At 35.0% G+C, this 25,900-nt stretch carries 19 protein-coding genes and 1 pseudogene; 7 read left to right on the top strand and 13 right to left on the bottom strand.

Annotated features, from left to right (window positions below):
• Window positions 1-184 precede the first annotated feature (184 nt).
• Together RCG22_RS01210 and RCG22_RS01205 are read right to left on the bottom strand one after the other, a co-directional pair.
• Window positions 185-1,441: a lecithin retinol acyltransferase family protein gene (locus RCG22_RS01210; RefSeq protein ID WP_308105363.1), complete on the bottom strand. Its 1,257-nt coding sequence runs from the start codon at window positions 1,439-1,441 to the stop codon at window positions 185-187.
• Window positions 1,438-3,516, bottom strand: a complete 2,079-nt coding sequence (locus RCG22_RS01205; RefSeq protein WP_308105362.1) for an Lcl C-terminal domain-containing protein — start codon at window positions 3,514-3,516, stop codon at window positions 1,438-1,440. The genes RCG22_RS01210 and RCG22_RS01205 overlap by 4 nt, the downstream gene beginning before the upstream one ends.
• A 768-nt stretch (window positions 3,517-4,284) precedes the next feature.
• Here RCG22_RS01205 and RCG22_RS01200 point away from each other — a divergent pair.
• Window positions 4,285-4,548, top strand: coding sequence for a hypothetical protein (locus tag RCG22_RS01200; RefSeq protein WP_308105361.1), 264 nt, complete (start codon window positions 4,285-4,287; stop codon window positions 4,546-4,548).
• An 827-nt stretch (window positions 4,549-5,375) separates the two neighbouring features.
• On the opposite strand, the gene RCG22_RS01195 is transcribed toward RCG22_RS01200, so the two are convergent.
• Together RCG22_RS01195 and RCG22_RS01190 are read right to left on the bottom strand one after the other, a co-directional pair.
• Window positions 5,376-6,071 (bottom strand): hypothetical protein, encoded by a 696-nt coding sequence (locus tag RCG22_RS01195; protein WP_308105360.1) that lies wholly within the window; start codon window positions 6,069-6,071, stop codon window positions 5,376-5,378.
• 126 nt (window positions 6,072-6,197) lie between these two features.
• Window positions 6,198-6,767, bottom strand: a complete 570-nt coding sequence (locus RCG22_RS01190) for a hypothetical protein (RefSeq protein WP_308105359.1) — start codon at window positions 6,765-6,767, stop codon at window positions 6,198-6,200.
• A gap of 349 nt (window positions 6,768-7,116) precedes the next feature.
• On the opposite strand from RCG22_RS01190, the gene RCG22_RS01185 reads away from it, so the two are divergent.
• The 3 genes from RCG22_RS01185 to RCG22_RS01175 are packed head-to-tail and all read left to right on the top strand — an operon-like array spanning window position 7,117 to window position 8,777.
• Window positions 7,117-7,893, top strand: a complete 777-nt coding sequence (locus RCG22_RS01185; protein WP_308105358.1) for a rolling circle replication-associated protein — start codon at window positions 7,117-7,119, stop codon at window positions 7,891-7,893.
• On the top strand, window positions 7,877-8,062 hold the full coding sequence (locus tag RCG22_RS01180) for a helix-turn-helix domain-containing protein (RefSeq protein WP_308105357.1): 186 nt from the start codon (window positions 7,877-7,879) through the stop codon (window positions 8,060-8,062). The genes RCG22_RS01185 and RCG22_RS01180 overlap by 17 nt, the downstream gene beginning before the upstream one ends.
• Before the next feature lies 1 nt (window position 8,063).
• On the top strand, window positions 8,064-8,777 hold the full coding sequence (locus tag RCG22_RS01175) for a hypothetical protein (RefSeq protein WP_308105356.1): 714 nt from the start codon (window positions 8,064-8,066) through the stop codon (window positions 8,775-8,777).
• Between the two features lie 254 nt (window positions 8,778-9,031).
• Here RCG22_RS01175 and RCG22_RS01170 read toward each other — a convergent pair whose 3' ends face one another.
• From RCG22_RS01170 to RCG22_RS01150, 5 genes are all read right to left on the bottom strand, one after another.
• Window positions 9,032-9,850, bottom strand: a complete 819-nt coding sequence (locus tag RCG22_RS01170) for a hypothetical protein (protein WP_308105355.1) — start codon at window positions 9,848-9,850, stop codon at window positions 9,032-9,034.
• Window positions 9,851-10,281: 431 nt separating this feature from the next.
• The gene (locus tag RCG22_RS01165) at window positions 10,282-10,755 is read right to left on the bottom strand and encodes a hypothetical protein (RefSeq protein ID WP_308105354.1); all 474 of its coding nucleotides are present in this window, start codon (window positions 10,753-10,755) and stop codon (window positions 10,282-10,284) included.
• 80 nt (window positions 10,756-10,835) lie between these two features.
• Window positions 10,836-12,008 carry an endonuclease NucS domain-containing protein gene (locus tag RCG22_RS01160; RefSeq protein WP_308105353.1) on the bottom strand — a complete coding sequence of 391 codons (1,173 nt, stop codon included), beginning with the start codon at window positions 12,006-12,008 and terminating at the stop codon, window positions 10,836-10,838.
• A gap of 1,497 nt (window positions 12,009-13,505) precedes the next feature.
• Window positions 13,506-13,904 (bottom strand): hypothetical protein, encoded by a 399-nt coding sequence (locus RCG22_RS01155; protein WP_308105352.1) that lies wholly within the window; start codon window positions 13,902-13,904, stop codon window positions 13,506-13,508.
• Window positions 13,905-14,205: 301 nt separating this feature from the next.
• A complete protein-coding gene (locus RCG22_RS01150) occupies window positions 14,206-14,361 on the bottom strand; it encodes a hypothetical protein (RefSeq protein ID WP_308105351.1) in 156 nt (51 codons plus the stop codon).
• Window positions 14,362-14,530: 169 nt separating this feature from the next.
• Between RCG22_RS01150 and RCG22_RS01145 the strand changes: the two genes are divergently transcribed.
• The 3 genes from RCG22_RS01145 to RCG22_RS01135 all read left to right on the top strand — a co-directional run bounded on the left by RCG22_RS01145 (window position 14,531) and on the right by RCG22_RS01135 (window position 19,203).
• A complete protein-coding gene (locus RCG22_RS01145) occupies window positions 14,531-16,792 on the top strand; it encodes an AlwI family type II restriction endonuclease (RefSeq protein WP_308105350.1) in 2,262 nt (753 codons plus the stop codon).
• A 4-nt stretch (window positions 16,793-16,796) separates the two neighbouring features.
• Window positions 16,797-18,245 (top strand): restriction endonuclease subunit S domain-containing protein, encoded by a 1,449-nt coding sequence (locus RCG22_RS01140; protein WP_308105349.1) that lies wholly within the window; start codon window positions 16,797-16,799, stop codon window positions 18,243-18,245.
• Between the two features lie 229 nt (window positions 18,246-18,474).
• Window positions 18,475-19,203, top strand: coding sequence for a M48 family metallopeptidase (locus RCG22_RS01135; protein ID WP_308105348.1), 729 nt, complete (start codon window positions 18,475-18,477; stop codon window positions 19,201-19,203).
• Window positions 19,204-19,283: 80 nt separating this feature from the next.
• Here the strand turns inward: RCG22_RS01135 and RCG22_RS01130 are convergent.
• The 4 genes and pseudogenes from RCG22_RS01130 to RCG22_RS01115 form a co-directional block, all read right to left on the bottom strand.
• Window positions 19,284-19,691, bottom strand: a pseudogene (locus tag RCG22_RS01130) (restriction endonuclease); the annotation flags it as partial.
• A 424-nt stretch (window positions 19,692-20,115) separates the two neighbouring features.
• Complete coding sequence (locus tag RCG22_RS01125; protein WP_308105347.1) at window positions 20,116-23,055, bottom strand: type I restriction endonuclease subunit R; 2,940 nt, start codon at window positions 23,053-23,055, stop codon at window positions 20,116-20,118.
• A complete protein-coding gene (locus RCG22_RS01120) occupies window positions 23,052-24,374 on the bottom strand; it encodes a restriction endonuclease subunit S (protein WP_308105346.1) in 1,323 nt (440 codons plus the stop codon). Before RCG22_RS01120 ends, RCG22_RS01125 begins: the two co-directional genes overlap by 4 nt.
• Window positions 24,364-25,845: a type I restriction-modification system subunit M gene (locus tag RCG22_RS01115; RefSeq protein ID WP_308105345.1), complete on the bottom strand. Its 1,482-nt coding sequence runs from the start codon at window positions 25,843-25,845 to the stop codon at window positions 24,364-24,366. The genes RCG22_RS01120 and RCG22_RS01115 overlap by 11 nt, the downstream gene beginning before the upstream one ends.
• Window positions 25,846-25,900 lie beyond the last annotated feature (55 nt).

Raw genomic sequence — 25,900 nt, 5'->3', positions numbered from 1 at the left:
CCATCAATGAAGGAAGATCGTATAATGAAAAAGGATCTTCCCATTGTATATGAATAAAATGCATTATAGAGGTATCCAATTATTATCTCTGACCTTATTAAATTATTAATACAAATATAACATGTTACAAAATAAGAAATAATATAGTTGCATAATAGCCAATACCCATATCTTATGCACTGGTTTAAGATTTAGTATTTTCTAAAAGCCTGGCACCGTTTTCAAGCTTTGGCTGAGTGAGTTTTTGGCCTTCTAATGCAAACTGACCTTTATAATTTTTTGAAATATTTTCCAAAATCCCTGCTGCAATCTGGCCGGTTTGCTGAAGGATTGTTTCCTTGTCCTGTAAAAGACTGTTTACCATTTGGTCCTGGCGTTTAGTAATTGATTCGATTTGTAAGTTGTAATGCTTTACCTGGAGCGCCATATCATCTTGAATCCTTTTAAGATACAGCTCATGGGCAGGTGTACCGGCTTCGTATTGATCTAGCAATGATAAAAGCATAGGAAATTTATCGATACTATATTTGTCATTATCAGATTTGACCCGGTCGGAAAGTTCTTCATAAAAAGTTTCCATTTCCTTCACAATTTGCATAGATCCGCTTTGTATAAGGGTAAGCCTTTTCTCAGCAAGTTCCTTTAGTTTTTCCTGCATGGAAAGAAAGGTTTGGACCATGACATTGAACCCTCTTGCTTTAGCCTCCTCAATTGCCATGGTCGATTTCACTTCAAATTCCAGGATGTCAAGGCGGGCATTTTTCATAAGCTCTATGCGTTCGTTTTCTTTATTGGCCAGCCTAATTTTCATATCCGCCTCAATCTCAGCAATTTTCACCTTGTCCGGTTCGTAAGTGTAAGTTTGTGTTGTGACTGTACTGCTTCTTCCGCTGGTTCCCGTTTTCCCGTTACCCCATAAAGCATTCCATGCATCCCCTAATCTTCCAAAAATACCCATACCATTTTTTCTCCCTTTTATCGGTAGTTTTTCACCGCTTGTAAAAATGTCAAATACTCTTTCCACCTGTTTACTGCGAAACCTCCCTAAAGTGCACATATTGGCAAAATGCTCACAGTTGTTAAAAATCAAGTTGTAACCCCTGTCTCCAAGGCAAGCCCTTGCGTAATGGACTATATGTTCAACAGGATAAAGGTCAATCAACTCTTCCTTAGTATATTCTCTCACTTCAAGGGTCCCGCCCTGCAAAAAAGCTGCTAGATCCGTTTGGATTACCTCATTTTTCGACCAATCAAGAATATTGTCTGCATCATCGCCGGTAAAATGGATTACCTCTCCATCGGAAATATAAATGCCATGATGGTTATACACTCCTCGTGAAACACTTATATGGTCCGCCCTCCTGGGGGTAGTGCAATTCCATATTTCATCTTGTTCCGTTCCTTTTAGATGCCCAAAGGCTGGAGGAAGGCTGAAACTCATTGTTTAACCAATTCCTTTCTCATCTTGAATACAAGTGAGTTATACTCTTTTTCACGCCTCTGTAACCCTTCGCTGTAAGCTTTGATATCCGAGATATAGGTATCAAAATTCTTGCGTTTAAGATCCGCGAACTCAGTAAGGACGTCCAAGGATATTTTCGTAATTTCTTTATCTTTAACAAAATCAAGTATTTCTTCGATTTGCAAATCAAGCAAACCATCAGCCCATTTCAGTAAAAACAATCGGTCCTCTACCCGTTCAAGGTCAAAAATAATATTTTTAAGCTCATTTTGGAATTGATATCCAAGCTTGTATAGCTCACTTTCTACTTCAAACTTTTCCTGCAATTCCCCACCGACCAAAAAGAAACACTTTGTATGGATTGCTTTCCTTTCTTCAATATAAAACCTATCTATTCCTTCTCTATACTCCTCCAGCAGCCCAACAATTACATCAACCTCTGTCAGTCCATAATCGTTAAAATTGGTAAGATTTCCTTTCAGAGAGTATTCAATTAGCGGCAAAAACCTTCCCTCAATCGTGAAGCGTTTCTTTTGCCAATCCTTAAACCAAGCTTCATACGTATCACTTTCTATGCCACCATCTTCACATGCAGCCTTAAGGTCATCCCTTAATTTGGTTTTGAAGGTCTTGTAATTTTCATTCCATTCGTCCCAGTAACTTATGATGTTCGTTGCGTATGATTTATGTTTCTCAAAGTACTCAATCTTTTTCAGCGCATTTTTAATTATTGTAACCGCATTTTCAGTGATGAAGGCAAAGCTAGCTCTCTCTTCTTTTTCTATAGCGGCAAGTTCCTTTAGGGCATTCATCCCGCTGTTAATTTCCTCAATTCGGTCTCCGATCTCTTCTGCCTGCTTCTTTATAGCCAAAAGTTGAGCATTCGTATTGTTCATACTAAGCTCGAAATGTCTTTTAAAGTATGCTTGCCTGCTTTTAAATAGCTCATTTTCCTCATCTGTAAGATTAGGATTTGCATCATATTTTCTCGACAACCTCAGGCCGATGACATTAAAATCACGGATGATTTCACTTTTCACATCCTCGTAGTAATGAAGCTTATCCATCAAATCATCAATCACAGAAATGACGGCCTCATGGTATTTGATAATAGAGGTATCAATACCCTCAATATTGTATTTCGAAAGTATTTGAAGATAGTCAAAAGAAGTGGATAACAAAACTTCATCTTGTAGGCTCATAATTTCATTTTGAAAGGAATTCAATTCCTCAATCAATGACGGCTTTTCGAAGTATATCCTTTTAAAAAGTTGTGTTATTTCTCCATCAATAAAACTTGGTTCCAAACCGTTATTAACAAAAAGGTCCAACGTAAATTGCGCACGTTCAGTCTCAGAATAAACTTTGTTCTCCTTAGATACATTGATTGCATAGTCCTCAGATGCTAAGCAGGAACTGCAAGGAAGTAGGCATCCATCACCAGATACAATATCGTTTGTTGCTCCTGCATCATCTAAATCTTTTCTCTTAATCTGATTCTGATATTCTACAAGCCAATTATATTTATTATGTATCCTCCAGTTTTGTCCCTGACTAAAAGGGAATGATTTGTCAGAGATCATATCCCAAAATTCAAGATGGTTAGGAACCCTCCAGCCTTTGAAATTATCAAGCGACAGCTTGTCCGATAGTGCTTTTGCCTGAAAAGCAGTATAAAACTGACCTTCCTCTTTTATATATTCAAAGTAATTCAAATTTGCCCAGAGTAACCCTGTTTTCCGATCCATTACAACCTTGGGCCTATTTTTGAAGAAATACCATCTCTGTTCTTTAATTGCTTTTAGAATACGATTGATCCCAATCCCAGAAAGGCTTTTTATTTCATCAGTCAATTTTTTAATTTCAACTTCTAAATTATGTGTTTTTCCAGCTAACAAGGATTTTTCTGCAGTTAGCTTTGCCTTCTGAAGATTTAGTTCATTAATTCTTCTGGCGTTATTCTCATTTTCAATTCCCTCACAACTTTCCTCTATTTCCTTGATTCTGGCCACTATTTGGTCACGTTTTATTAATAAATTATTAATTTGGTTCATTTTGCATTCCTCCAGGAAGTAGGATAAATAGACGGATTCCTTATTGTGTTTTTTTAGTAAAATATTGCCCTTCTAATGATTGAGACCCATTAAATTAATTGAAGAAGTATGTATTATTTACCATTATAATATTTTATGACTTTTTTTGGATATATTTTTTCAGCAAGGTTAATAATACTATTTATTCAAATAATTTCCGCCTGAGCTCCGCCCTCAATACCACCCAACCAGAACAAAGACCATACTCTTAAATAGAAGAAAAGACCGGTAGGGTCTCCCTAGTTGCAGTAACCATTGTAGAGCTCAATCCCCTCAACCATTTGGTTTTCGGCCCACAGTCGGGTAGAAAACAAGTGTCCGCAATCCACATATGTGGGGTGTGCATTACACTGTTTTTAGATGGTATTCCCCTTATGTTATGAATGTGACTGATTTCGCACTAATATACAAGACACATATCTTTCAGGTGAAATTTTGCCTTATGTAACTTATGTCAAATGGTGACTTTGAGTTCTTCGAATCTCACTATTATGATCCTTTCCGTAGGCAAGTAATGTTGATTCTAGCTGCCAACGGTATCTTAGTAAATAATTTATGATTTACGAACATTCCGTGAAATTTTTGTGGACATTTAAGACCGAGGTAGAAAAATGGCGTTTTTGCGGGTATATAATAATAGTGTAAGCTATACCCAGACACGAAGGGTAAACCGTCACTCCACGAAAGATTCTGACAATAGACACATTATTGGAATCTTTCACTAAATTTGTGAACAATTCAAAAAGAAAAAAGACTCAACAACAAATTGGAATCTGGCACCCAATTAAAGCAAACTTCCTTCAGGTGAGCGAAGCGAATAGCATCTCACACGAAAGAAGAAGAACGACGAAGCCACCACACAAGGGGAAAAGTCTGCTCATTTTTATGAGCCACTTTGTAAGTGGAGGATTAACTGGAAGAAAGGAGAAAAACCTTTCTATTCATTTGGAGTATTTCAAGAGAGTAGAAGTAGACTATCATGGTAAAAACTGATAGTGACTAGAAATGCCCTGGAATGTCTGCTACGACTTTCCATCGTCCTCCCTCGGCTATGTTGATGCATGTAAGATGATTTATTGTTTCTGGCGTCGTGAAAAAGAAGTTGTGTTTTCCATAAGAAGTTCAAACTAACCCCTAATGAAGGGGGTGGGGCGGAAATCGGCATTAGCCGAAGAATTCTTAAAAGCTACTACCCCTCCAAATTTTTTTATAAATACACTACCTAATAGAGAAATTTTTTTACTAACCAAGTTAAATATACATATAATTAACTTCGAATTTTTGTTTACTAAAAGTAAAAACCTTCATAATTAATTTCCTAAGTGATTGGTTTGGTCACACACTTTAAATAATTTGAGGATTGAAGAGGATTCTAGCGGAAAGTGTAATTCTGCTAGAACCCTCGCTATGCCTCCATTTGGGAGTTTAGAGATAACTGCAGGATATTTACTGGCATGGCGACTCTTGTGCTGATTGTAGAAATTAAAAGACGCAGTGGTGATCACTCTAACTTAAAAATAATTGGTTATTAGCAAGAAAGACACATTCAAAGGAAATTCCCGCCATGAGTAATACAATTTTTCCATTTGAAGAATTAGTGTTGGAAAACAATAATGTCGGGAATTTGTTTATTATCATAAATAATGTTTAGATCTCAGGCAAATTCTTCAGAGAGTTCTAAAAATAATAAACCAATATAGGGAATTATTGCTTCAGCATACTTTTAATTTTCTACGTCCTATATTCTTTTAATTTAATTAATTCTAGAGAAGAAATGGGAAATCCTAATTATATTTCAAGAATAAAATTGAGTAAGAATACTACCTCTCCGCATCACAATTTTTGTCCTTCTTTGCGAATGTTCGATACCAAATATTCACATAAAGACCCATCATAGGATATGATTTTTCAAACATACGACAATCATATTTTCGAACTAATACATCCTTAATTTCTTCTTCTGTCAACTTTCCAAGAAAGAGAGAATGATAACCTTCATCTATTAACCAAAGCATGTTTTCTGTAATGTAGCGAATGACTCCAAGAGCATCAATTGCAGAAACATTTTCTTCATGAGCAATAGTATTTACCGAAACAAGCGTTTGGACTAAGTCAGTCAAAATTTGATGTTTAATTTTAGATAAATCAACAGCATTAAACTTGTCTCTATAGTAATAATCGTTTACCTCATATTTTCCTGATTCAATAAAAGAAGCCCTTATATTTTGTAATGTATTCTCCAAAATCCCCAATTTTAAATACAACCTATCAATTGTTTGCGTTGAACCTTGACCATCAATTAAGGGATTTAGCCGATTAGATTCCTGCAATTCAAAAAGGATATTCAGCTCCTTATTTATCCACTCAATCGACTCTTTATTTAAATTAATACTGGTATGTCCTCTACCGTGATATTGTGCTTCAAATAGAGATTCAAGATATTGATTATTAATCTCGACTACATTTTTTAATTCAAACGATAAATCTTTTAATACTTCTGAAGGTTTTTTTATCATTTTTTTCCCTCCCCAATTAATATATAAATTTTATTTGATTTTTTTAAATTCTTTCTAATTTGGTTAAAATCAGATACGAAAGAATTTCTCCTATTTCCACCAATTACTTATAATTTACTTACTAATTCAAAGTCCGATAATTTTTCTAGCCGCATTATGAGCTGCCTTATAAAAAGGGTTATGTCTCTTATCCCTATGACTCATACTTTGAATTTGTAATTTTTTTTCAGGCTGGTATTCCGCAAATGTCTCCCATAGGTTTCTTATCCTGTCAGCAATTAAATTGATCGATTGATTTTTTGTCAAGTCGCTAGTACTATTTAACTTCTCTATTAATGCTAAATCACTAAATATCCTAATATCAGGTAAAATTTTAAGTCCTTGTTTATGAATGGTAGTTATTTGTTCAAGAGCAAAAATAATCGCTAAAAGCTCGGCATAAATAATTTGTTTTTTCATCAACTGATTATAATGTTTTTTTGATTTTACAATTACTTCACCTTGTCCTACAAAACAAACTCCTAGTCCAAAAATCCCTTGATATTTTAGTTCCGAAGCATCTACGAAAATATTTATAACTTCTTCATCTTGAATCATATCTTCTGCTCTTCGCTTTTCATCATCAGGTGGCTTTATTTGAGATTTCATCAAATATTGCTTATTAACACCTTTATGATGCTCCCATCTTTTATCCATTCCATCATTCTCCTCTCAAATATGTTTTCATAAAAGGGGTTATTACTCCATTTCTTACTTATCATACTCATTTTCATAATGTTGGTAAATATTGTAATGCATTACATTTTTTTAAGAATCAAAGCATTTCATCGAAAATAGAAGGAATTTGCAACTACGTGAAAGATTCACTATTAGGGCTTTTTGAGAATCAGATTACTGCCTGCTTAAAGGTGTAGGGCGAGGTCGACTATTAGCAATAAATCCAGATACAATAAAAGCACGCCGGTGTACAAGAAATAAATATTATAAACCTTGATAAATAGTGATTAATTTGACTAAAAATCTATATCTATGAATTGGAGAAAATATGAAAATACCACAGTATACGAAAGCCATCATTAGTAACAATTTAGTAGAAGTCACCCAGCAGTCATACCCCCCACCCACAGGCAGAACTTGTCTAGGCGGTCGCAAACACGCTACAGAACTTAGTAGTGAAAACTATGAAGCCAATGTCAAGAAAAGCATCAGTCGTGCTAAGAATCAAATTCGGAGATTATTAGAATGCAACTTTACTAATCAATATGCATTTGTCACACTAACGTTTGCACCATCTGAAAATGTAAATGTTACTGATATTGAGCAGTGTAATAAAATGTTTGCAGACTTTAAAAAAAGGCTTGCTTATCATTTAAAGAAATACAAGCTACCAAAATTTAAGTATTTAGGTGTCACAGAGTTCCAGGATGAGAAACGTGAAGGAGCTATTCACTATCATCTAGTTTGTAACTTAACAGAAGTTCCTCCAAAAAAGTTACAAGTACTTTGGGAATATGGCTTTGTCCACAAAACCATCATTACGTCTAATGCCATTGAAAATGAAAAGCTAGCGCACTATTTCAATAAGGGGATAACTGATCAAAGACTAATCGGCCACAAGAAATACTTTCGCTCACACGGTCTTAAAAACCCTATTATTTTGGAGGTCAAGAATCCCGATGACTTTTACCAATGCCTTGAACAGTGTGAGCCAACGCTAAGGACCGGGAAAGACTATTTTTCACATCATACCGGTGATACCATTTATCAACAATATTATGTTAAAAACACAAAGGAGCTAATGGAATATGTACAAGAACTATAATGATTACCCGGATATTCTAAATGTCTCAGATATCCAACAACTACTGGGTATTGGCAGAAAGCAGGCTTATGAGCTAGTTCATTCTGGTGAATTTAACGTGACTAGAATCGGCACACGTATTAAGGTATCAAAACGAATTCTACTTAAATGGATTGAGGGAGGCAACTAACATGAAGAGACAAACTAAACTCGTTGACTGTGGAACCACAGTTTTTGTATATGATTATACGAGCACACGTAACCATGAAAAACATAGTTTTGAAAAAGGTTCCAATGGCACGATTACTGATTTTAAGAGACTTTTTATTAAGAATTTTATAAATGAAAACTTGGAAATAAATCTAAATTTTACACTTCCATTAGAATTAAATGATTTACCCAATGCTCAGGGTATATTCGAAGAATTTTCAACCTCTCTACAGGATATTTTTAATCAGGCCAGCGTTAAATGCCTCGCTGTACTTCAACTTCCTTTAGAATCATCAAGTAATCAGCCTTCAATTCGTATTGTGACAGACATTGACTACTTTGAGGCTACAAAGTATTTTGATCCTAATTTAGACGAAGAAGAATTAGATAGGCTACTTGAGGAGCGAATGACTCAACTCTGGGGTAGTCAAGTCTTTGTAGATACAACTAATGAGGAAATGGAAGTTAAATCATTGGTTGACGTGTTAACAAATACCCTTCTAAGTCCATTATGCACTAAACAAACACATACAATATTTAAGAGTAACCTAAAAAGACCTAAAGTTCTCCGAAATGAAAAAGCAGACGAACATATTAAGAGGAGAAACTTACTTGAATTCCCACGTCAAAGTTCGACGGAGATATATAATAAAGTAGGTGGATTTATTATTGTAAATATTTATTCAAAGTGTTAATACTAATTACAAGATAATAAATCAGATTAAAACAGTAGGTTCCCTGCAGGCAAGGAGAATTAAGCATCACAATAAAACTGGGCAATATTACCCCAAGTTTAAAACAAGGATCTCTAATACCGAGTTCCTTGTTTGGTTATCAGCTCAATTGCTTTTAGTTTTAGTTGCATCTAACCCAAATCTGAATTCATATGTCTCTCATATGATCTTTTTATTATTGGAGTTAATCTTCACTATCGAACCACTCTTTTGCTTCATCGGTGTAGAGTGGTTCTCTTGTTTTTACTTCCTTTCTTTTTCTGTATTTGTGCTAATTTGGCACGTAAGCATGCATATTCTATCAGTCTTTCAATAAAGTCAGATCCATCCTCACTGGTAATTGAGCGATGGGCAGGCAGAGAGCCTAAATAGAGTTCCCCAGCCAACATTAGGTCAGGTGTAAATTTTTCAACACTTTCAATTACTTCTTTATTTTTAAATCCATTTCTTCTGCCATTATGGAAAACCTTATATAAATCTTTCCCTTTCGAGTAGGTAAAAAACTGATCGATATTTAATTGTAGAATATTTGATGAACTACCAGTTTGATCCTTCGCAACGGTCAAATACGTATTTCCTGATCGGTTCCCATAAACAGGATCATCGATCAAGATCGGAGTTCCAAACATACCTATTCTATAAATCTCAAACTTACCATCAAGATCTTGTACTATAAAACTTCGGTAATATCCTGGAAAGGATCCTCCACTGGCATTTCCAAAGGAAAACACACCGTACGATAAATCTTCTATAATGGTAGACCTGTACTGCCCGCTAAGATGCATTTTTCCGGATAAAAGAAAGTTTTGCAACTCAGAAAGAAACGAATGCATCTCAACAGGGGTTCCTTCTCCAATATACCCCTCCTTCCGTAAGTGAGATACATATCTGTCGTAAGTGGTTAAGTCATAGGATAGTCGCTGCAAGGGACGAAAGCTCGTGTACTCCACCTTTCCCTTTACGAGTTCGGAGTAAGTATATAGTTCATTAATCAGGGGAATTGTTTTTTCACCTGGAACTTCATAGAGTTGCACCTGATTACCGTTCGCAATTCCAATATACTTAGCTTTTAAAATTTCATTATAGGTTTTTACCTGTTCTAAAGTATGATCAGTTAATTAAATATGCTTAGCTTTCAATTCTAACACCAATAGCGTATGTTCCTTGACTTCTCTATCTTTATGCCAGACGACAATATCGGCTCTTTGACCCGATGTGGAAGCAATTTGCTTCAAAGTGAATTCCGTACTTTTTCCAATTTAGCAGCATGTAAAACGAGAAAAGTTGTAAACAATACTCTGCTTTTTCTAGACTCTCGTTAACGACTGCAACAACTCGGTATTGTTTCTGTATAAGTAATTCTTATATTTCAATTTCTGTTAACATTGGTTCGATTTACTGATAGGATGTATTTCGTTGTGTAATGGTTGCAGGGAACATATGTAACTCCTTCTAATTTGATAATCTATCTCTTGCAAAATGGCGGCCAGCCAATATTATGCCTCCACCAGATCTCTATTGCATTTCTCAATGGAACATCTTCAATTTTCATATAAAAGACGGACCATTCATATTCCTTCCATTTTCCTTTATGAATCTCTAGCCCTAGCTTCCCTGTCCCCTCATTCCCTTCCTTAAATAAATGCTGTTTCAGTCTCCGATTTATATTGCTTTCTGTACCGTTATAGATGATGTATGGGTTTTGTTTTTCTTGAACAATGATTTTTGTACCTTTTGGAGTTGTGACTCTTTTCTTATCTTTATAAATCTTTGGATTGAAAATTTCCTTTTCCGGCATCGTTGTTTCTATCCAATAAACCCCTGGCACTTCAGGAACATTCAGCATATCATCTAGATTTCGTATTTTGATTCTGATCTTATTCGATTCTACAAATCTACCTGCATCATTAATCGATTTAAACGCCCTATCAATTGGCATATTTTTCTCCCGTTCATGCTTATTAGTTACAGGATCAAAAACCGCTGCAAACTAGCCCCAGTATCGGCTTTATTATATTTTTACTTAAGGAAATCAAACTCTATCCCTTTTTCACTCCCTTTATAATGAGCTTTAACGATTGTTAACACAAAAAGTGCCTCTAGCAGATTACTAATCTTTTCTTCTACTTGTACATCATTCAAATGGATATCTCCTACCCATAAAATCTTGGACGGTTTCTTATCGGCCGAGTCCTGAACATAATATCCATAAATAATAAGGGTGTGATAAATAGTTTCCCATAAAGCTTTTGGCAACCCTCTTGAATTAAATTTCAACTCAAAAAATGGAAAAAGTGCTTTTTTATCAGTCCTTAGGTACTTATGATAACCATACTGCGTTGTCATATGGTTAGTTCCTGTTCCTACTTTCACCACGATAAACCTAGACTTTTCATCAGCAAATGTGGTTTTATTCCCACGGTAGCCTATCGTTCCCAAATATACTTCACAAGGTAACCCATTGGGAAAATCTGTTGAAGTTAATGTATAAGGGATGACATATCCTTGCCAGGATCCATTCGAATTTTGGCTCCATTTAACAGGTTGATCCTGATTTCTTGTTATTTTAATCTGTTGATGAAACAAGGATCGTGTAAAAGCAAGGTCCATAATAAACTGATTAAAGCCATCTGTAACTCTTTGATTCGCTTGGCCGTCATCACTCAGTTCAGGACTGGCATCAACCGGCTTAAAAAATTGATAAGATGAATATGGAATACCAAAGGGTGATGTCTGATTTAAATAGTCTTGAAAGCTCATTTTTGGTACAGTTTTTGCTTCTTTATGCAGCTTTCCCTTAATAAAGATAGAGTCATATACATTCTGATCATTGTTTTGTAGATAATGGAATAGAAGATCTGTTGTCATCTCCTTCCATTCAATTTTATTTTGTTTACATATTTCCTGGATTGGTTGCGTGACCTCCTGACCGATCAACATCCCTCTTATTTTTTTATTTACTTTCCCTTTTAATCTTCTAACATAATCGGTGATTTGATCGACGTTTTCTAAGGTTACCATGTCCTTTTTCAACTCGACTAATAGAATATTCCCATCTTTATCGGAAAAAGTTAAATCTGTTCTTCTAGATTCCAGCTGAGCCTGCCTATCAAGCAATGTTAAGCCATCTTCAATCAATTCTGGATGTAATACTAATATATCCTCGAACTCTTTTTCTGAAAGAATATGCACCTTGACGCCCCTTTTTCAAATTATCTTTAGGTATATTTTACCATAAACTTTACAATGATTCACACATTTCTATATGTGATGTTAAGCAAGTCTTGATTAACATCAGTACAAATATATATAAATAAATCACTTCTGCGATTAAAACGGTAAGACTATTGCCGAAATTTCCTTTAATAATTGAATATTCCAACCTTCAATTCTAGTATTATTTTTATAAACAGGTTAAGGAGAGTAAAAATGGGGGCGTATCACTTTGATTTGCTTTGAATTGGGAGGGTTCTGAAGTTTCGAACGGTTATGCTTTGGGGAATGGTAAGCATAGCAATATTATTAGCCCGGTAATTGGTCGTTTCTTACAAGGAAATCAAATTATGTACTAAGGGGGTACCATGTCATCAGGCTCTAGTGGCTCCAGTCTCTTACGAGACAGCCTTAGAAGCGGGCGGCCACTAACATTATTTGTATGGACTCGGACGCGGGAGGGAGAGGGAGCCATTACAGATCTTTTGAGAGATGTCATGAAAGCTAGCCTCTATTGTAATAAGATAACCCCTAAATGAATAGAAAAGGTTTTAAGTCTTGTAACCTATCACCTTTGGCATTTACCACTAGGGAGTAGGTTCTCAACGAGAACAGACTTATCCCAATGCCGTTTGCTTCCACATGCTTTCATTGGGTGTGTCTATGATGTGGGTGTGCTACTCTTCACCGACAGATTCTATCGCTTCGCTCTTCTTGATGTAGGCTTTCACAATCGTAAATGACAGATTCCAATTGGATTATGTCTTTCTTTTTTATTTGTCACAATTCTGTAAAAAGCTTCCAATATTGTGAACGTTATCAGTTAATTTGTTGTGAATTTGCATCTAACAAGTGATGTCCTTTCACAAGCCTCTCACTATCTATATATAAAGGGCAAAACCTGGGGAAATTCTACCTTCGAGCAAAATATTCACAAGACTGTCACAAAGTATTCTTATTTTCTTCTTAATAATCAAACGTTATTTCCATTTTTGGTAAAAATATCCTGATTTAGGAAATTTATATATTTCTTTCGGTTTTGTGCTATCACAGCCCATTCCAGAGTACTATAGTGAAAGATCAACTTTGGAGTGGGGCACCGAACTCCATTAACAGATGACTTCGTTATACCTACTACCCTTTAGGAATTTTTTAAAAGGGATTTTTCCTTTTAAAAATATAAATACATCTAAGCATCATAATTCACTCTAAATTTCTAACCCACGCCCCCTTCCCTGTCAAGGTTGTAAAGTCACTCGGATTTTAACAGTTTTTATTTGAAATTGTAGATATAATAGGCTTTTGTTTTTTGTATATATGATTTAAACAGATGCAATTGGTGGCAGTATGATTCGTTTTGCCACAAACTTGCCACCAAGTGACACCAGCTAAATCCCTTGGTATATTAGGGTTTAGTGACCTTTATCCCCCAGTCCACAATTTCAGTTCTCTCAGCTATTAATTATAAGATTAGTATCAATCTTTTAGTTTAACCCAGAGTTTTTTTGCTATCTTTTTTTCTGCTTCATTTCGTATCTGCCTTACACGTTCCGGGGATAGGTTTAGCAATTTAGCAACAGATTTTAATCGAGCTCTTTCTTTGTTGACACCATATATTCCATTAAGTATTATCAGCTCTCTTTCTGATAATAGATAACTCATGGCTGTGTATAAACCAATAAATCGCTTGTAATTATCTGAAACTTTTTCGGTCAGTATTTTTATATACGGTTTAGCTTTATACAATTTAGATACAAAATTTGGACTCCACACAGACGCCACCATATCCATGAAAAAAATGGCGTCATCTTTGGTCAATTCAGTTTTATATTCGATCAAAACAATTTCCCCTAAACTTTTTTCATTCTTGTCCAATCCAACCGGTTACATTCAACTTTGATAAGGGCCACTGGCAGTAGCCGTCGTAACTTGATATTCAGCCTATTTTGCTATTCTTGCCTGTACTTCAGATAACCTCACCTTGAAGAATAGATTGTAAACGGTTTAATTCCCTTTATGAATCATTTTATGAGTAACATATTCATCCCTCAATGTTCTTAATTGACAATCAATTATAAATGCGTCAAGTCCGGAACCAACATTCTTTTGTGCAGACTCAATTAAAGCTACCTTAAGGCAGTTCGTCATGCCAAAGTTTCATTAATAATCTCTATTTTCATATCGTATTCATCAATGTATCGATAACAGTGAGTATCCTTTTTATTGCATATTCTTTTGTCGATAAATCATCAGCAATAAGTTCACCAGCCAGATCAAGAAGCTGCGTTCTAATACATGAAATTGTAAGCTTCGCTTCGAGTAATTCGTTCATAATAATACTCCTTTCCGATAAAATTCTTGCCAGGCTAATCATCGCTCCTATAAAAAGTTTGACCATAAGATTTAATACTTACATTGACATAAGATTTTCTTTTTTTCTTCCACCAATATTGTTCTCCTATTTAATTAGTTAAAATGCTAAAATAAGTAGGTTGATAATTTTGGAAAATATTTTATTTAATAATAAAAAAATTGCATTTAGGAGTGATTTAGTGTCAAAGTATGATTCACTTGACCCAAGAACAGAACTTGAGCAAGAAATAACTGTCGACTTAAAAAATGCTTTTGAAAAAAGAGGGTATGAAGTAAAACACAATGGTGGTGTTTCTCACGCCCCTGCCGGATATTCCGATATTGAACTTTATAATGATTTATTCAATATTAATATTGAAGTTGCTAAAAGATATGGTGCTCAACAAGACGGAGAATTTAATTCTATAAAAGAACATCTTCAAAAAGTCAAAGAGACAAACAACCAAAAAAATTGTTTTTGCATTTTCGTTACCCCTGAAACTTCCAAAAGAATGATAGATAGCATTAGGGATTTCAATAGACAAAGAACTCAAGAAGGTAGATTTGATATGAAAATTCTACCAGTAAATTTCGAAACATTAGAACTATACCTACAAAGGTTGTCAGAGAGTGATAGAACATTATATCCACTTGAAGATTTAATTAGAGTTTTTGCTCTTCATAAGGAATTTGTGGACGACCTTAGGATTAAGAAGTTAATCCAACAAAATGTTTTCCCTTTTGACGAAGAATTACTTCAAGATATAGAGAGTAAAGAAATTGAAAGGGATATGAAAACTTTAGAAGAACTCGTTAAGGACCTTGATAAATTAGAAAGTTACATGAGAGAAAACGGAATAGCTACAGGAGCTTCTGCTATTAACACGTTAATTTACCTTGTTTTCATTAAAATATTTGAGGAAAAGCGTGAAAGAAGTAATCAGCAAAATCGACTTTTAGATGTTGATTCCTTTAATAGGTATAAAAATAACCTTGCTCAAGCAATCCGTGAACAAGGAAGGGCAATCCATGAGCTCTTTGATGTTATTAAAGATGAAGGTGAATTTATTGAATCTGGAATGTTTACAGAAAATGACAGCCTACCAGACTCATTAAACGATGATTTCATTAAGGAACACATTATACCTATTTTCATTAAATATAGTTTCCTAGGAACTTTGGTCGATGCACTTGGAGCTGTTTATGAAGTATTAGCAAAACGATCTGAAAAGGACGTTAGAGTTGGACAATTCTTTACACCGGATAATGTGGTACGATTTATGGTTAAGTTAGCTGACCTAGAACAAAATGACCATGTTCTTGACCCAGCGTGTGGGACAGGTAGGTTCCTAATTCACTCGATGAGTCAGTTATTAAAGTCTGTAAATGAGCCTACAGAAAGTCGTACAATTGAAAAACAGAGAGAGATAAAGACAAGTCAACTTTTTGGTTCGGACATTGATATGAGAGTAGCTAAAATCGCTAAAATGAATATGTGGGTTCATGGTGATGGAAAAACTAATATTCGAGGAGAGGCAAACGGATTAACATTGCATACAATTCAAGATTCTAATTATGATAATGCATTTGATGTAATATTAACTAATCCTCCTCTAGGAGAAGTAAATTATCAAACAGCTACCTTTACAAGCTTGGGAGAAATAAACACAAGACTCGCTAGGTTCCCAATATTGCCTTTTAAAAATAAGACAATTGAAAAAAGGGACGAAATATCTGAGAAAATAGGGATATATAGTGCAGAATTAGAAGAATTATATAATTTAAGGGAAAATGAAACTGAAGGTTCTGCAGAATATAGATCTTTAACAACAAAAATTAATGGAAAATCAAGAACATTAGAAAACAATTATCAAAAGCTTGAACAATTAGGCCGACTAATTAGTTCCGATAATTGTGAGATAGAAATTACAGGTACAAAAATGAAGGGTGGTGCACTGTTCTTACCTTCAATCTGGCACTACTTAAAAGAAGATACTAATAAATGTGATTTACCAGAATGGCGTGGAGGTAAACTTATTACCATCCTTGACGAAGGTATTTTAAATACGGATGAATACAGTGAAGTTAGAAAATATCTAAAGACACACTTTTATATTAAGGCAGTAATTTCACTTACTCGAGATACCTTTGTTCCGATATCTAAAACATCAACAAAGACCTCTATATTATATGCTATTAAAAAGACCGATCTTAGTGCTCTACAAAAAGAGCCAACTTTCTTTGCACATGTTGATAAAGTAGGAGTAAATACCCAGGGTAAAGAAACAGACAACCACCTTGATAATACATTAAATGATTACCTACGTTTTAAGGAAGCTGTCTTAAGATCATATAGAGGTAACGAATTTGTTAAACAATTATTTTTACAACAAATGACAAGGGAGGACTGAAATCTTGTTTGAATTCTCACATAGCTATTTCAGATTCCCAGAAGAATTTGAAAAGCGTCTTGATGTCCTTTACAATGATAAAATTTACAACTCTATACAGGAGAAAATAAATAACTCTCCTTTTGAGTTTATTCCAATATCTGAAGCTGCTAACTTTATTAAAGATAGTCGCAATCCTATTAATACTCCTGATGAGGAATTCTTTTATGCTGAAATAGGAAAAGTGGACATAGTTAAAGGAAAGCTAAATCCTATAAAAATGATTGGTAAAGATGCTACTAGCTCCAGGGTAAGAAGAATAATGTATAAGGATACAATTATAGTTTCAACTACTCGTCCAACTAGGAAAGCAATATCTCTAGTCCCAGCGAAATATGATAAAGAAATATGCTCTACCGGATTTGCTGTATTAAAACCAAAACCAGGAATTCTTCCGGAGTTTTTATTTTTTGCTTTAAGAACTGATATCTCAAAATATCAATTTGAGAAGTATTGTAGTGGAGCTGGTTATCCTGCCATTAACCAAGAAGTTGACCTACCTCAAATACTTGTGCCAAATCTTGACTTATTGTTACAAAAACAAATAATTTCTAACGTAAGAAAAATACAATATATTGCGTTAAAATTTGAAGTTTTTGCAAAAAGGGCACTTGAAGAAGCGAGAGCTTATTTTAGAGAACAAATTGAAGTTGAATTTGACCCAGATGACGAGAATAATTACTTTCATAGATCTGGCACTACAAAGAAAACTTTATCCTTTTACAGTTTCCCGGATGATTTGGAGAATAGACTCAATTACTTGTATTATAATCCCAAGCTAAGTATAGTAGACAAATTGGCTACAAAATACTCTACTACAACTATAAATGAGATAATATCTGAGCCTATTAAAAGAGGGAATCAACCCAAATATAGCGATGATGGGGAAAATAAAGTAATTAAAACAGTTGATGTTATTGATGAAGGTATTGATCTTGAACAGTGCCTTAGTGTAGACAATGAATTCTTTGAGGATAGTTCTGAATACCATGTTAGAAAAGGCGATATACTTCTAGCTTCAACCGGTATTGGGTCGATGGGTAAAGTTGCTTTATATGAAAGCGATACTCCTGCTATGTGTGATGGTCACGTATCAATAATTAGGGTTAAAGAGGATTATGACCCATCATTTATTGCTCATTTTTTAAGGTCCCATTTTGGACAAGTCCAAATAGAAGGTCTTTTTACTGGGTCTTCTGGTCAGATAGAGCTTCAGCCAGTTGATATTAGAAAAATTGTAATTCCTGACAATACAGATCTTGGTGTTCCTTACTTGAAACAAGTTGAAATTGCAAATAACATGGATAAAATATTAGAAAAATTTTATACAAATAGAAACAATGCCAAAGATAAATGGATTGAAGCTGATAAAACGTTTCAAGAATACACACTTGGGGAAAAGAGTCTAACCTAATTAAGGTTAGGTTCTTTTTTTATAGATTCGTATTTTTAGATTAATGACAAAATATATGACTAAACAAATGAATAAAAGAGTTTATTTCCCAGTTCCAAAGACAAAATTTAAGGCATTTTGAACAATGCAAAACACCACCTTAGAACGGACAAATTGCTCTCCCATGGTTTGACCTAGCCTAATATAACTAATAAAATAATAATTGTTAGCAACAGGAGGACAATACATCATGCAAAACTTTAAATATGGGACTACTACAATTGATTTTTCGATTGAATATAAAAAAGATAAAAAAGATGTTTCACTTTCAGTCTGCTTAAATGAAGGAGTAAAGTTAGTTGCTCCGGAAGGAATTGACTTTGATAAAATAAAAACCATTTTGCATAAAAGAGCTCCTTGGATTTTAAAGAAAAAATTTGAGCTTGAAGAGATTGTTGATTCACCTACACCAAAAGAATATATTAGTGGCGAAAAATTCGGATATTTAGGTCGCCAGTATACTCTAAAGGTTTATAAGAACGAACATTTGAAAAAACCAGAGCTAGCATTTAAACAAGGGCGTTTTATAGCAGAAATCCCCCCAAAAATGGCTGATGAAGAAAGACAAACCAAATTGAGTCAACTGTTTAAAGATTGGTATGTCACACATGGAAATAAAAAGGTAGAGGAAAGGTTAAAGATCTATTGTCCCAAAATGGAACTTGAGCCGTCAAAGGTTGTATTAAAAGAGCAGCAAAAGCGTTGGGGAACATGTACAAAAGATGGAGCTATTTATTTAAATTGGCGAATTATGATGGCTCCGATGTCGGTGGTTGATTATGTTATTGTTCATGAATTAGCACATCTTAAATATCCGAACCACTCAACTGATTATTGGAATTTTGTTCGGTCTATACTGCCGGATTATAACCAAAGGAAAGAGTGGCTTCGAATAAACGGGCCTATATTACTTTGTTAATTAATATTTTTAAGTAAAAAAGAAAAAGAGGTACCTTTTACTTAAAAGTACCTCTTTTTCTCCAGTAATTATCTATTCATCTAAAAAATCTTGAACCTTATCATAATAAAGATACAAAGCTTTTTAACTACCCCTAGCCCCTTCTCGATCATAATATCTACAATTCCAGTACCATTCATCAAAATAATTGGAACTGCACCCTGTTGAAACGAAATACCTGTTGCCTGTGATGTAAAATCAGACGTAGTAAACAAAATCCCTTGCTCGTAAGTACCTTGAATAGCACCACGAAACTGTTGAATTTCTCTTCTTCCAACATTTCCTTGCCACCTTTTACACTGAAAGGCAACATTCATGGAAGCAAGTCCAATCTTTATCCTTCCGTACCCATCGATTCCCCCATCGGGACCAACGTCTGTAACAGTTAAATTTACAAACCCAGAAACTTGCAATAATTTTTTTGCAAACTCCTCAAATTGCCTTGGAGTTAATTCGTGAAGTTTATCAAGTAACTGTGATTTAAAATCCTCTTCGTATCTTCATATAGTTCAACAAAATTAACAGGAGAATTGGAGGGGACAAGTACAGGTGAATTTAAACGATTTCTTCCTAGGTCAGTTATTGCCCAGATCCCTCTTTGAGGACTATCCATTTCACCAATATCTACCAGCTTTTGCCTTACTCATTGAATCCGATTAGCCCATTTGTTACCTCCAAATTCCATCCTTTCATCTAAATCTTCCTAGGTTAAACCTGGAAATTTATTTGTCACTAAACGGATATGTCTTTTGGCTTCCCTTGTCCACCTAAAGAAATCAACACCTCTAATAAGGGAACCTCCATTTCAGACTGTTTTGGCATAACCATATACACATCCCCAAAAGAAACTATTCCCTTGTATTTTGTTTAGTTTTACTTTTTATAATGAACCTCAGCTAACTCCATTAGCTGCTGGGTCAACCCTTCTATTTTACCATTTGGACATTTACTCACACGTAGCTGCCGTTTTATCTTCTTACGCATTTCCCTTTTTACGTCCTCTTTTTCAGTCCATTCAATGACAGCCTGTTCTTGTATATCCTCGGTAATAATATGTGTTAATTCCTTTAATGCTTCCTTATCTTCTTCATCCGGCAGTTGCTGTTCAAGCATTTGAAAAAATGGGTATTGCTCTCTTGTAAACCCGTGTTCCAGGCTTTTCTGAACAGTATTTCGAATTTCTTTAACCATTTCTCTATATTCTTGTAAAAGCTCTTCAATGGTTACTTGACGGTCTTTACGCTTTTTGATTAGTTCCTCAAGACGTTCCTTTAAAGAGGTATAAAGCACAGGGTTTTCATCAATTTTTACTTTTATTTCGTGCCGAATTGCATGTTCCATTTCTGCAGCTTTGGCTTCCGGAGTCGTAGCTTCTTCTAACCGTTTTTCAAATTTGTTGGATAATATATCTATCGGTTCATGTATCACCTCTATATTCGTCGCAAATAAGTATTCTTCTATTAGTTCTTTAACCTTTTGACCACAATCCGATATATCCAAGTTATCTTCCCTATAACGTGATTTAGCTAGTTGTCGGACTTTCCCTAGGAATTTCAAATCATTCAAATACGATTTTGCCTTCGGACTAGGTAAAATCATATCCATGCTTTCAGAAAACTTCTTAAAGGCTGTATCAAATTCATTACGGACATCTTCTGGTTCAAGGATTTGAATACAAGCTTCAAGATCATCTTTCCTTACATAATTAAAGAATCTCATAGCTTTTCGGTGCCTTGTTTGAAGACGGGGTATTTCAGAATCAACACTTTGCAATGCCCCTTTAACATCCTGTTCAGCAAAGATTCCTAAAGCCTGTTCTAAGAAGCGTGAAACTCCGTAATAATCAACTATTAATCCATATGTTTTTTTATCATAGGTTCGATTTGTTCTTGCAATTGCTTGTAACAAGTTATGCTCTTTTAAAGGCTTATCTAAATACATTACCTGTTCAATCGGAGCGTCAAATCCGGTTAGCAACTTATCACAGACAATGATAAAACTAAGTGAATCTTCACTCATTGGCTTTTTAAACCGTTCAATAATTTTCTTTTCTTCATCCCTTGATAAATGATGTTTCCTCATTCTCTCATCATCATTATGTCTACCAGAAATAATTACTTTTGATTCATAATCACTCAATTCATCAAACATTTCCTTATAATTAACAGCAGCTTCCCTAGTAACAGCAACAACTTGAGCTTTAAAACCATTTGGTTTAATATGTGTTTCAAAATGTTCAATCATATCTAGGACGATCCGTTTAATACGTTTTGGTGAAGAAATAAGGGCTTCCTCTGTTACAAATCTTTTCTTTATTCGTTCCCTATCTTCATCTCCGTAATCACGGAACTTTCGGTCAAATAAATCGTCTAAAGAGTCACCTTGAATGTGTAAGTCGACCATCCGTGATTCAAAAAAAATAGGAACAGTAGCACCATCTTCAACTGCCTGTTCGATTGTGTATTTATCTATATATGTACCGAAAGTCCGAATTGTACTTTTGTCTCCTTTATCAATAGGTGTCCCTGTGAATCCCAAATAACAGGCATTCGGCATAGCTGTACGCATATTCATAGCTAGACCACTGTATTGTGTACGATGGGATTCATCGACCATAACAAAAACATTTTCAGCCTTTGTTAACTCCGGATAACTATTACTCTCGGCGTTTTCTTGGAACTTCTGCACCAGGGTCATAACTGTGGTTCCAGGTCCTTGCTGCAGTAAATCCTTTAGCTTTGCTACTGAAACTGCTTGTTGAGGATTAGGAAACCCACATCTACGAAAGGTATTAGTTATCTGATCGTCTAAGTCTTTACGGTCAGTTACCACTACAATTGTTGGATTTTTTAGTTCCTTCAGCCTTCTTAATTTTACAGCTAAGAATACCATAGTAAGCGATTTCCCACTACCTTGAGTGTGCCATACTACTCCACCTCGGCGTCGGGAGTCCTCAGCATTTAAAATGCTAATAATGGCTTTATTAACGGCTCTGTATTGCTGGTAACGTGCCAACTTTTTAATGGTGCGACCTTCAACTGGTTCATAGACAATAAAATTTTGGATAAGATCGAGTAATATTTCTTTCGGGAATATTCCAGAAACAAGAATATCTTGTGCAGATGGATTATCTCCAACTTCAGCAACAGTCCTTGGATAAGGATCTTTCCATTCCCCATAATGCTGCACTCTTGCTCCAATTGTTCCAGCTTTTGCACGGTCATTACTTGAAGCTATTAATAGTTGATTGTAAAAAAACAATTGCTCACATTGGTCTTGATAACGCAGCAGTTGCTTTACACCTTGTCCAATTTGTTCATCTGGTGATAAAGTCGGGCTCTTACATTCAATAACCACCAATGGCAGCCCATTTATAAAAATAATAAGGTCTGGGCGAATTATTCCTCTTGCATTTGATATTGTAAATTGATCAACAACCAAAAACTCATTATTTTCTGGACACTCAAAGTCAATCAATTTTACTGTTTGGTTCTTCCTCCCTTTTCCTAGGTCTTGTTGTATGGAAATCATGTTGATGAGGTTTTCATGAAATGATTGATTTGCTTCCATTAAACTGGTTGCATGTATATGTGTAATTGAACGGACAATTTTATTAAGATTGTTTTCTGAAACCCAAGGGTTTAATTTTTGAATTGCTTTTATTAGTCGTCCTTTTAAAACAACTTCTCCCATCGTTTCACGCTCAATATCAAGAGCTGGGCCATGATTATTTTCATAGCCCATTTCTTTTAATTGATTAATAAAGCGATTTTCTACGAGTGTTTTTTCATTCCAATCACTTGCAATTGTCATGAGTGTGACACCACTTTTTCATCGACCTTCACTCGAACTTTACCTGTTAAAAGAACTTGCATAAGACCATTCTTGAGGTTCGTTAATGGTATTAATTTCTTTTGTTCATGCTGAATTTTTTCGTCAAAAGACTGAAGAATATCTCCAATCTTTTTTTGCTCCTCTATCGGTGGAACTGGAATTTTTATGCTTTTTATATTCGACTTAGATATACCATAAACTGTTGCACCCGTTGCAATTTTTAAAAACTGTTTCTTTATTTCAGAATTAGCAAAACAATATTGCTTGTATTTAATATCCAATAATGGTAACTTTTCTTTTGCAATAATCGTATGAAGCCCCGAAATAAAAGGTTTATTTTTATCATTTATTACCACTACACTTTTCGCAATACCTTCAGTGTCTTCTGAAGCATCTGCAAAAACAATATCGCCTGTTTGTAATAAACTATCTTCTCTAATACTTCCCTCTTTAATATTAATCCTTGGAAGCCAACAAGAATCTACTCTTGTGTCGAAAATAATTTTATCCATTTTATGTATATCGCCATAGTGAAGATAATAAGCCCCTTCATCACCAAGTGAAGAACGGGAAAAAGGCATTCCACCGAAAAATTCAAATAAACTATCTAAATCTTTTACTTCCCACTCTTCTGGAATCTGACCAATCACCGTATTCTTAAACTTGGAATGTCCTATTCCTTTTATTAATAGTTGCTGCATTAACCCTTTTTTTACTTTTTTAGTTTGTTCGATAATTTCTTCTGTACTTTCAATTACAGAATCAACAGTATTAAGAATTTCAGCAATTTTCTTCTGTTCACTGAAATTGGGAATGCCAAGTTTATACTCCTTTATATCCCCAGCCTTAACTGCTGGATAATTTGAACCTGTCATTTTTGTCTCTAAATACGAAACAAACTTATCGTCAAGAATTGATTGATATATAAAATCCGGATCAATGTCTTTTTTTACCCTTAATACAGCAAATCCGGTGGAGCAGATCTGAGGTAAATCACTTTCATATTTAATGAAAGCAAAACCCTTTAAATAAGGTCTAACAGTTGAAACTATGGTGTCTCCTTTAATAACAACTCTTCTAGCCCTACTAGGTGCTTTAGAAAACTCTACAATTTTTGTATCTTTGATTTTTCCAGTCTTCGCAATTGAAGCAATATCAATATATTCAAACCTGTAATTATTGGCAGTTTTACTTGGCGATAATGTTTCGGGATTAACATAAGCTACTTCATCAATCGAACATAAGCTCCAGTTAGTTGGAAGGGCATATTTCTGTGATTCTATTTTCTTATTCACCATACCCAAGCTCCTTCAAGTAACCGTACATCTTTACTTCAATGTGACTACGTTCTTTTTCTAAAACACGAAGTTTTACCAGAGCTTCTTCTACATCAATTAATTCTTCTTCTTCTGCTGTATCAATATAACGGGCAATGTTTAAGTTATAGTCATTTTCTTTAATTTCATCTAAACTGACAGGACGGCAATACTTCTCAACTTCCTTCCATTCATCGTAAGCTGAAACTATTTTTTCAATGTCTTGGTCACGTAGAGTATTTTGATTTTTTCCTTCTTGATAGTCCTCTGCAGCATTTAGGAAAAACACTTTGCCTTTTTTACTTTCCTGTTTATTCCGATTAAGTAATAATATACACGCTGGTATCCCAGTACCATAAAAAAGGTTTGACGGTAAACCAATAACTGCTTCAATTAAATCCTCTTCAAGCAAACCTTGTCGAATGGTCCCTTCTGCTCCACCACGGAATAAAACTCCATGTGGCATTACTACACCAGCTCTACCCTCATGATTTAATATTGCAACCATGTGCTGAATAAAAGCTAAGTCACCTTTATCTTTTTGTGGTATACCAAAACGGAAACGTCCGTACTCATCACTTTCAGCTTCTTCTCTACCCCAATTACTTAGACTGAACGGTGGATTTGCAATCACACGATCATAGAGGATTAGTTCTCCTTCTTCTAGCAGCTTTGGTTCTCGAATCGTATCCCCCTTTTCGATTCGATGGTCACTTAACCCATGTAACAGCAAATTCATTTTACAAATAGCCCATGTATTTAAGTTCCGTTCTTGACCATGCAGAGTTAAGTTGCGTGGGTTTCCACCTTTTGATTTTATATAATCAATTGATTGAATTAACATACCACCCGAACCGACAGTTGGATCGCAAATACGCATACCCTCTTCTGGGTTAATCAGCTTAACAATCAATTCAACCACTTTACTTGGAGTGTAAAACTCCCCACCCTTTTTCCCTGCGTCATCTGCAAATTGCTTGATTAGGTACTCATAGGATCGGCCTAGCATATCTGGTTCAGATAAATTAGCGTTACTTAAATCAATGGCAGAAAAATGATTAATTAGCTGCATTAATAAACGGTCTGGTAGCTTTTCCTTATCATTGAAGTCAATAGTTGCTAATACCCCTTGAAGCGAAGCGTTATCTTCTTCTAGAGCTTCAAAGGCTTTATTAATGCTATTCCCAATGTCTTGTGTTTGAGCCTGGATATGATTCCATCTAGCACGTTCTGGGACGAAGAATTGGTGTTCATCGTGATCGTACCAGCCGTAATCATCCCCTTCCTCCTCTTCAATCCGTGTGGCAGTTTCAACAAATACGTCATTCAAGCGTTTTAAAAATAATAAACCAAATATATAATTTTTATAGTCTGAAGAGTCAATTGACCCTCTTAAAATGTTCGCTGATTCCCATAGGTGAGATTCAAGCTTCTGTAGTGTTAATTGAGACATATGTAATCCCCTTTTTCTATACAGTAATATGTAAATTAGTCCATCTTAACTATAC

Source organism: Neobacillus nitrireducens, from assembly GCF_030915405.1.
Taxonomy (GTDB): Bacteria; Bacillota; Bacilli; order Bacillales; family Cytobacillaceae; genus Neobacillus.
The sequence above is the reverse complement of the archived record's forward strand: the minus strand, read 5'-3'. Positions and strand labels throughout refer to the sequence as shown.

Coding starts and splice junctions, on each gene's coding strand:
- RCG22_RS01150 (WP_308105351.1), bottom strand. CDS start 14,361: ATGAACGAATTACTCGAAGCGAAGCTTACAATTTCATGTATTAGAACG.
- RCG22_RS01120 (WP_308105346.1), bottom strand. CDS start 24,374: ATGGTGAATAAGAAAATAGAATCACAGAAATATGCCCTTCCAACTAAC.
- RCG22_RS01190 (WP_308105359.1), bottom strand. CDS start 6,767: ATGGATAAAAGATGGGAGCATCATAAAGGTGTTAATAAGCAATATTTG.
- RCG22_RS01195 (WP_308105360.1), bottom strand. CDS start 6,071: ATGATAAAAAAACCTTCAGAAGTATTAAAAGATTTATCGTTTGAATTA.
- RCG22_RS01205 (WP_308105362.1), bottom strand. CDS start 3,516: ATGAACCAAATTAATAATTTATTAATAAAACGTGACCAAATAGTGGCC.
- RCG22_RS01165 (WP_308105354.1), bottom strand. CDS start 10,755: ATGCCAATTGATAGGGCGTTTAAATCGATTAATGATGCAGGTAGATTT.
- RCG22_RS01180 (WP_308105357.1), top strand. CDS start 7,877: ATGTACAAGAACTATAATGATTACCCGGATATTCTAAATGTCTCAGAT.
- RCG22_RS01175 (WP_308105356.1), top strand. CDS start 8,064: ATGAAGAGACAAACTAAACTCGTTGACTGTGGAACCACAGTTTTTGTA.
- RCG22_RS01185 (WP_308105358.1), top strand. CDS start 7,117: ATGAAAATACCACAGTATACGAAAGCCATCATTAGTAACAATTTAGTA.
- RCG22_RS01135 (WP_308105348.1), top strand. CDS start 18,475: ATGCAAAACTTTAAATATGGGACTACTACAATTGATTTTTCGATTGAA.
- RCG22_RS01125 (WP_308105347.1), bottom strand. CDS start 23,055: ATGACAATTGCAAGTGATTGGAATGAAAAAACACTCGTAGAAAATCGC.
- RCG22_RS01210 (WP_308105363.1), bottom strand. CDS start 1,441: ATGAGTTTCAGCCTTCCTCCAGCCTTTGGGCATCTAAAAGGAACGGAA.
- RCG22_RS01115 (WP_308105345.1), bottom strand. CDS start 25,845: ATGTCTCAATTAACACTACAGAAGCTTGAATCTCACCTATGGGAATCA.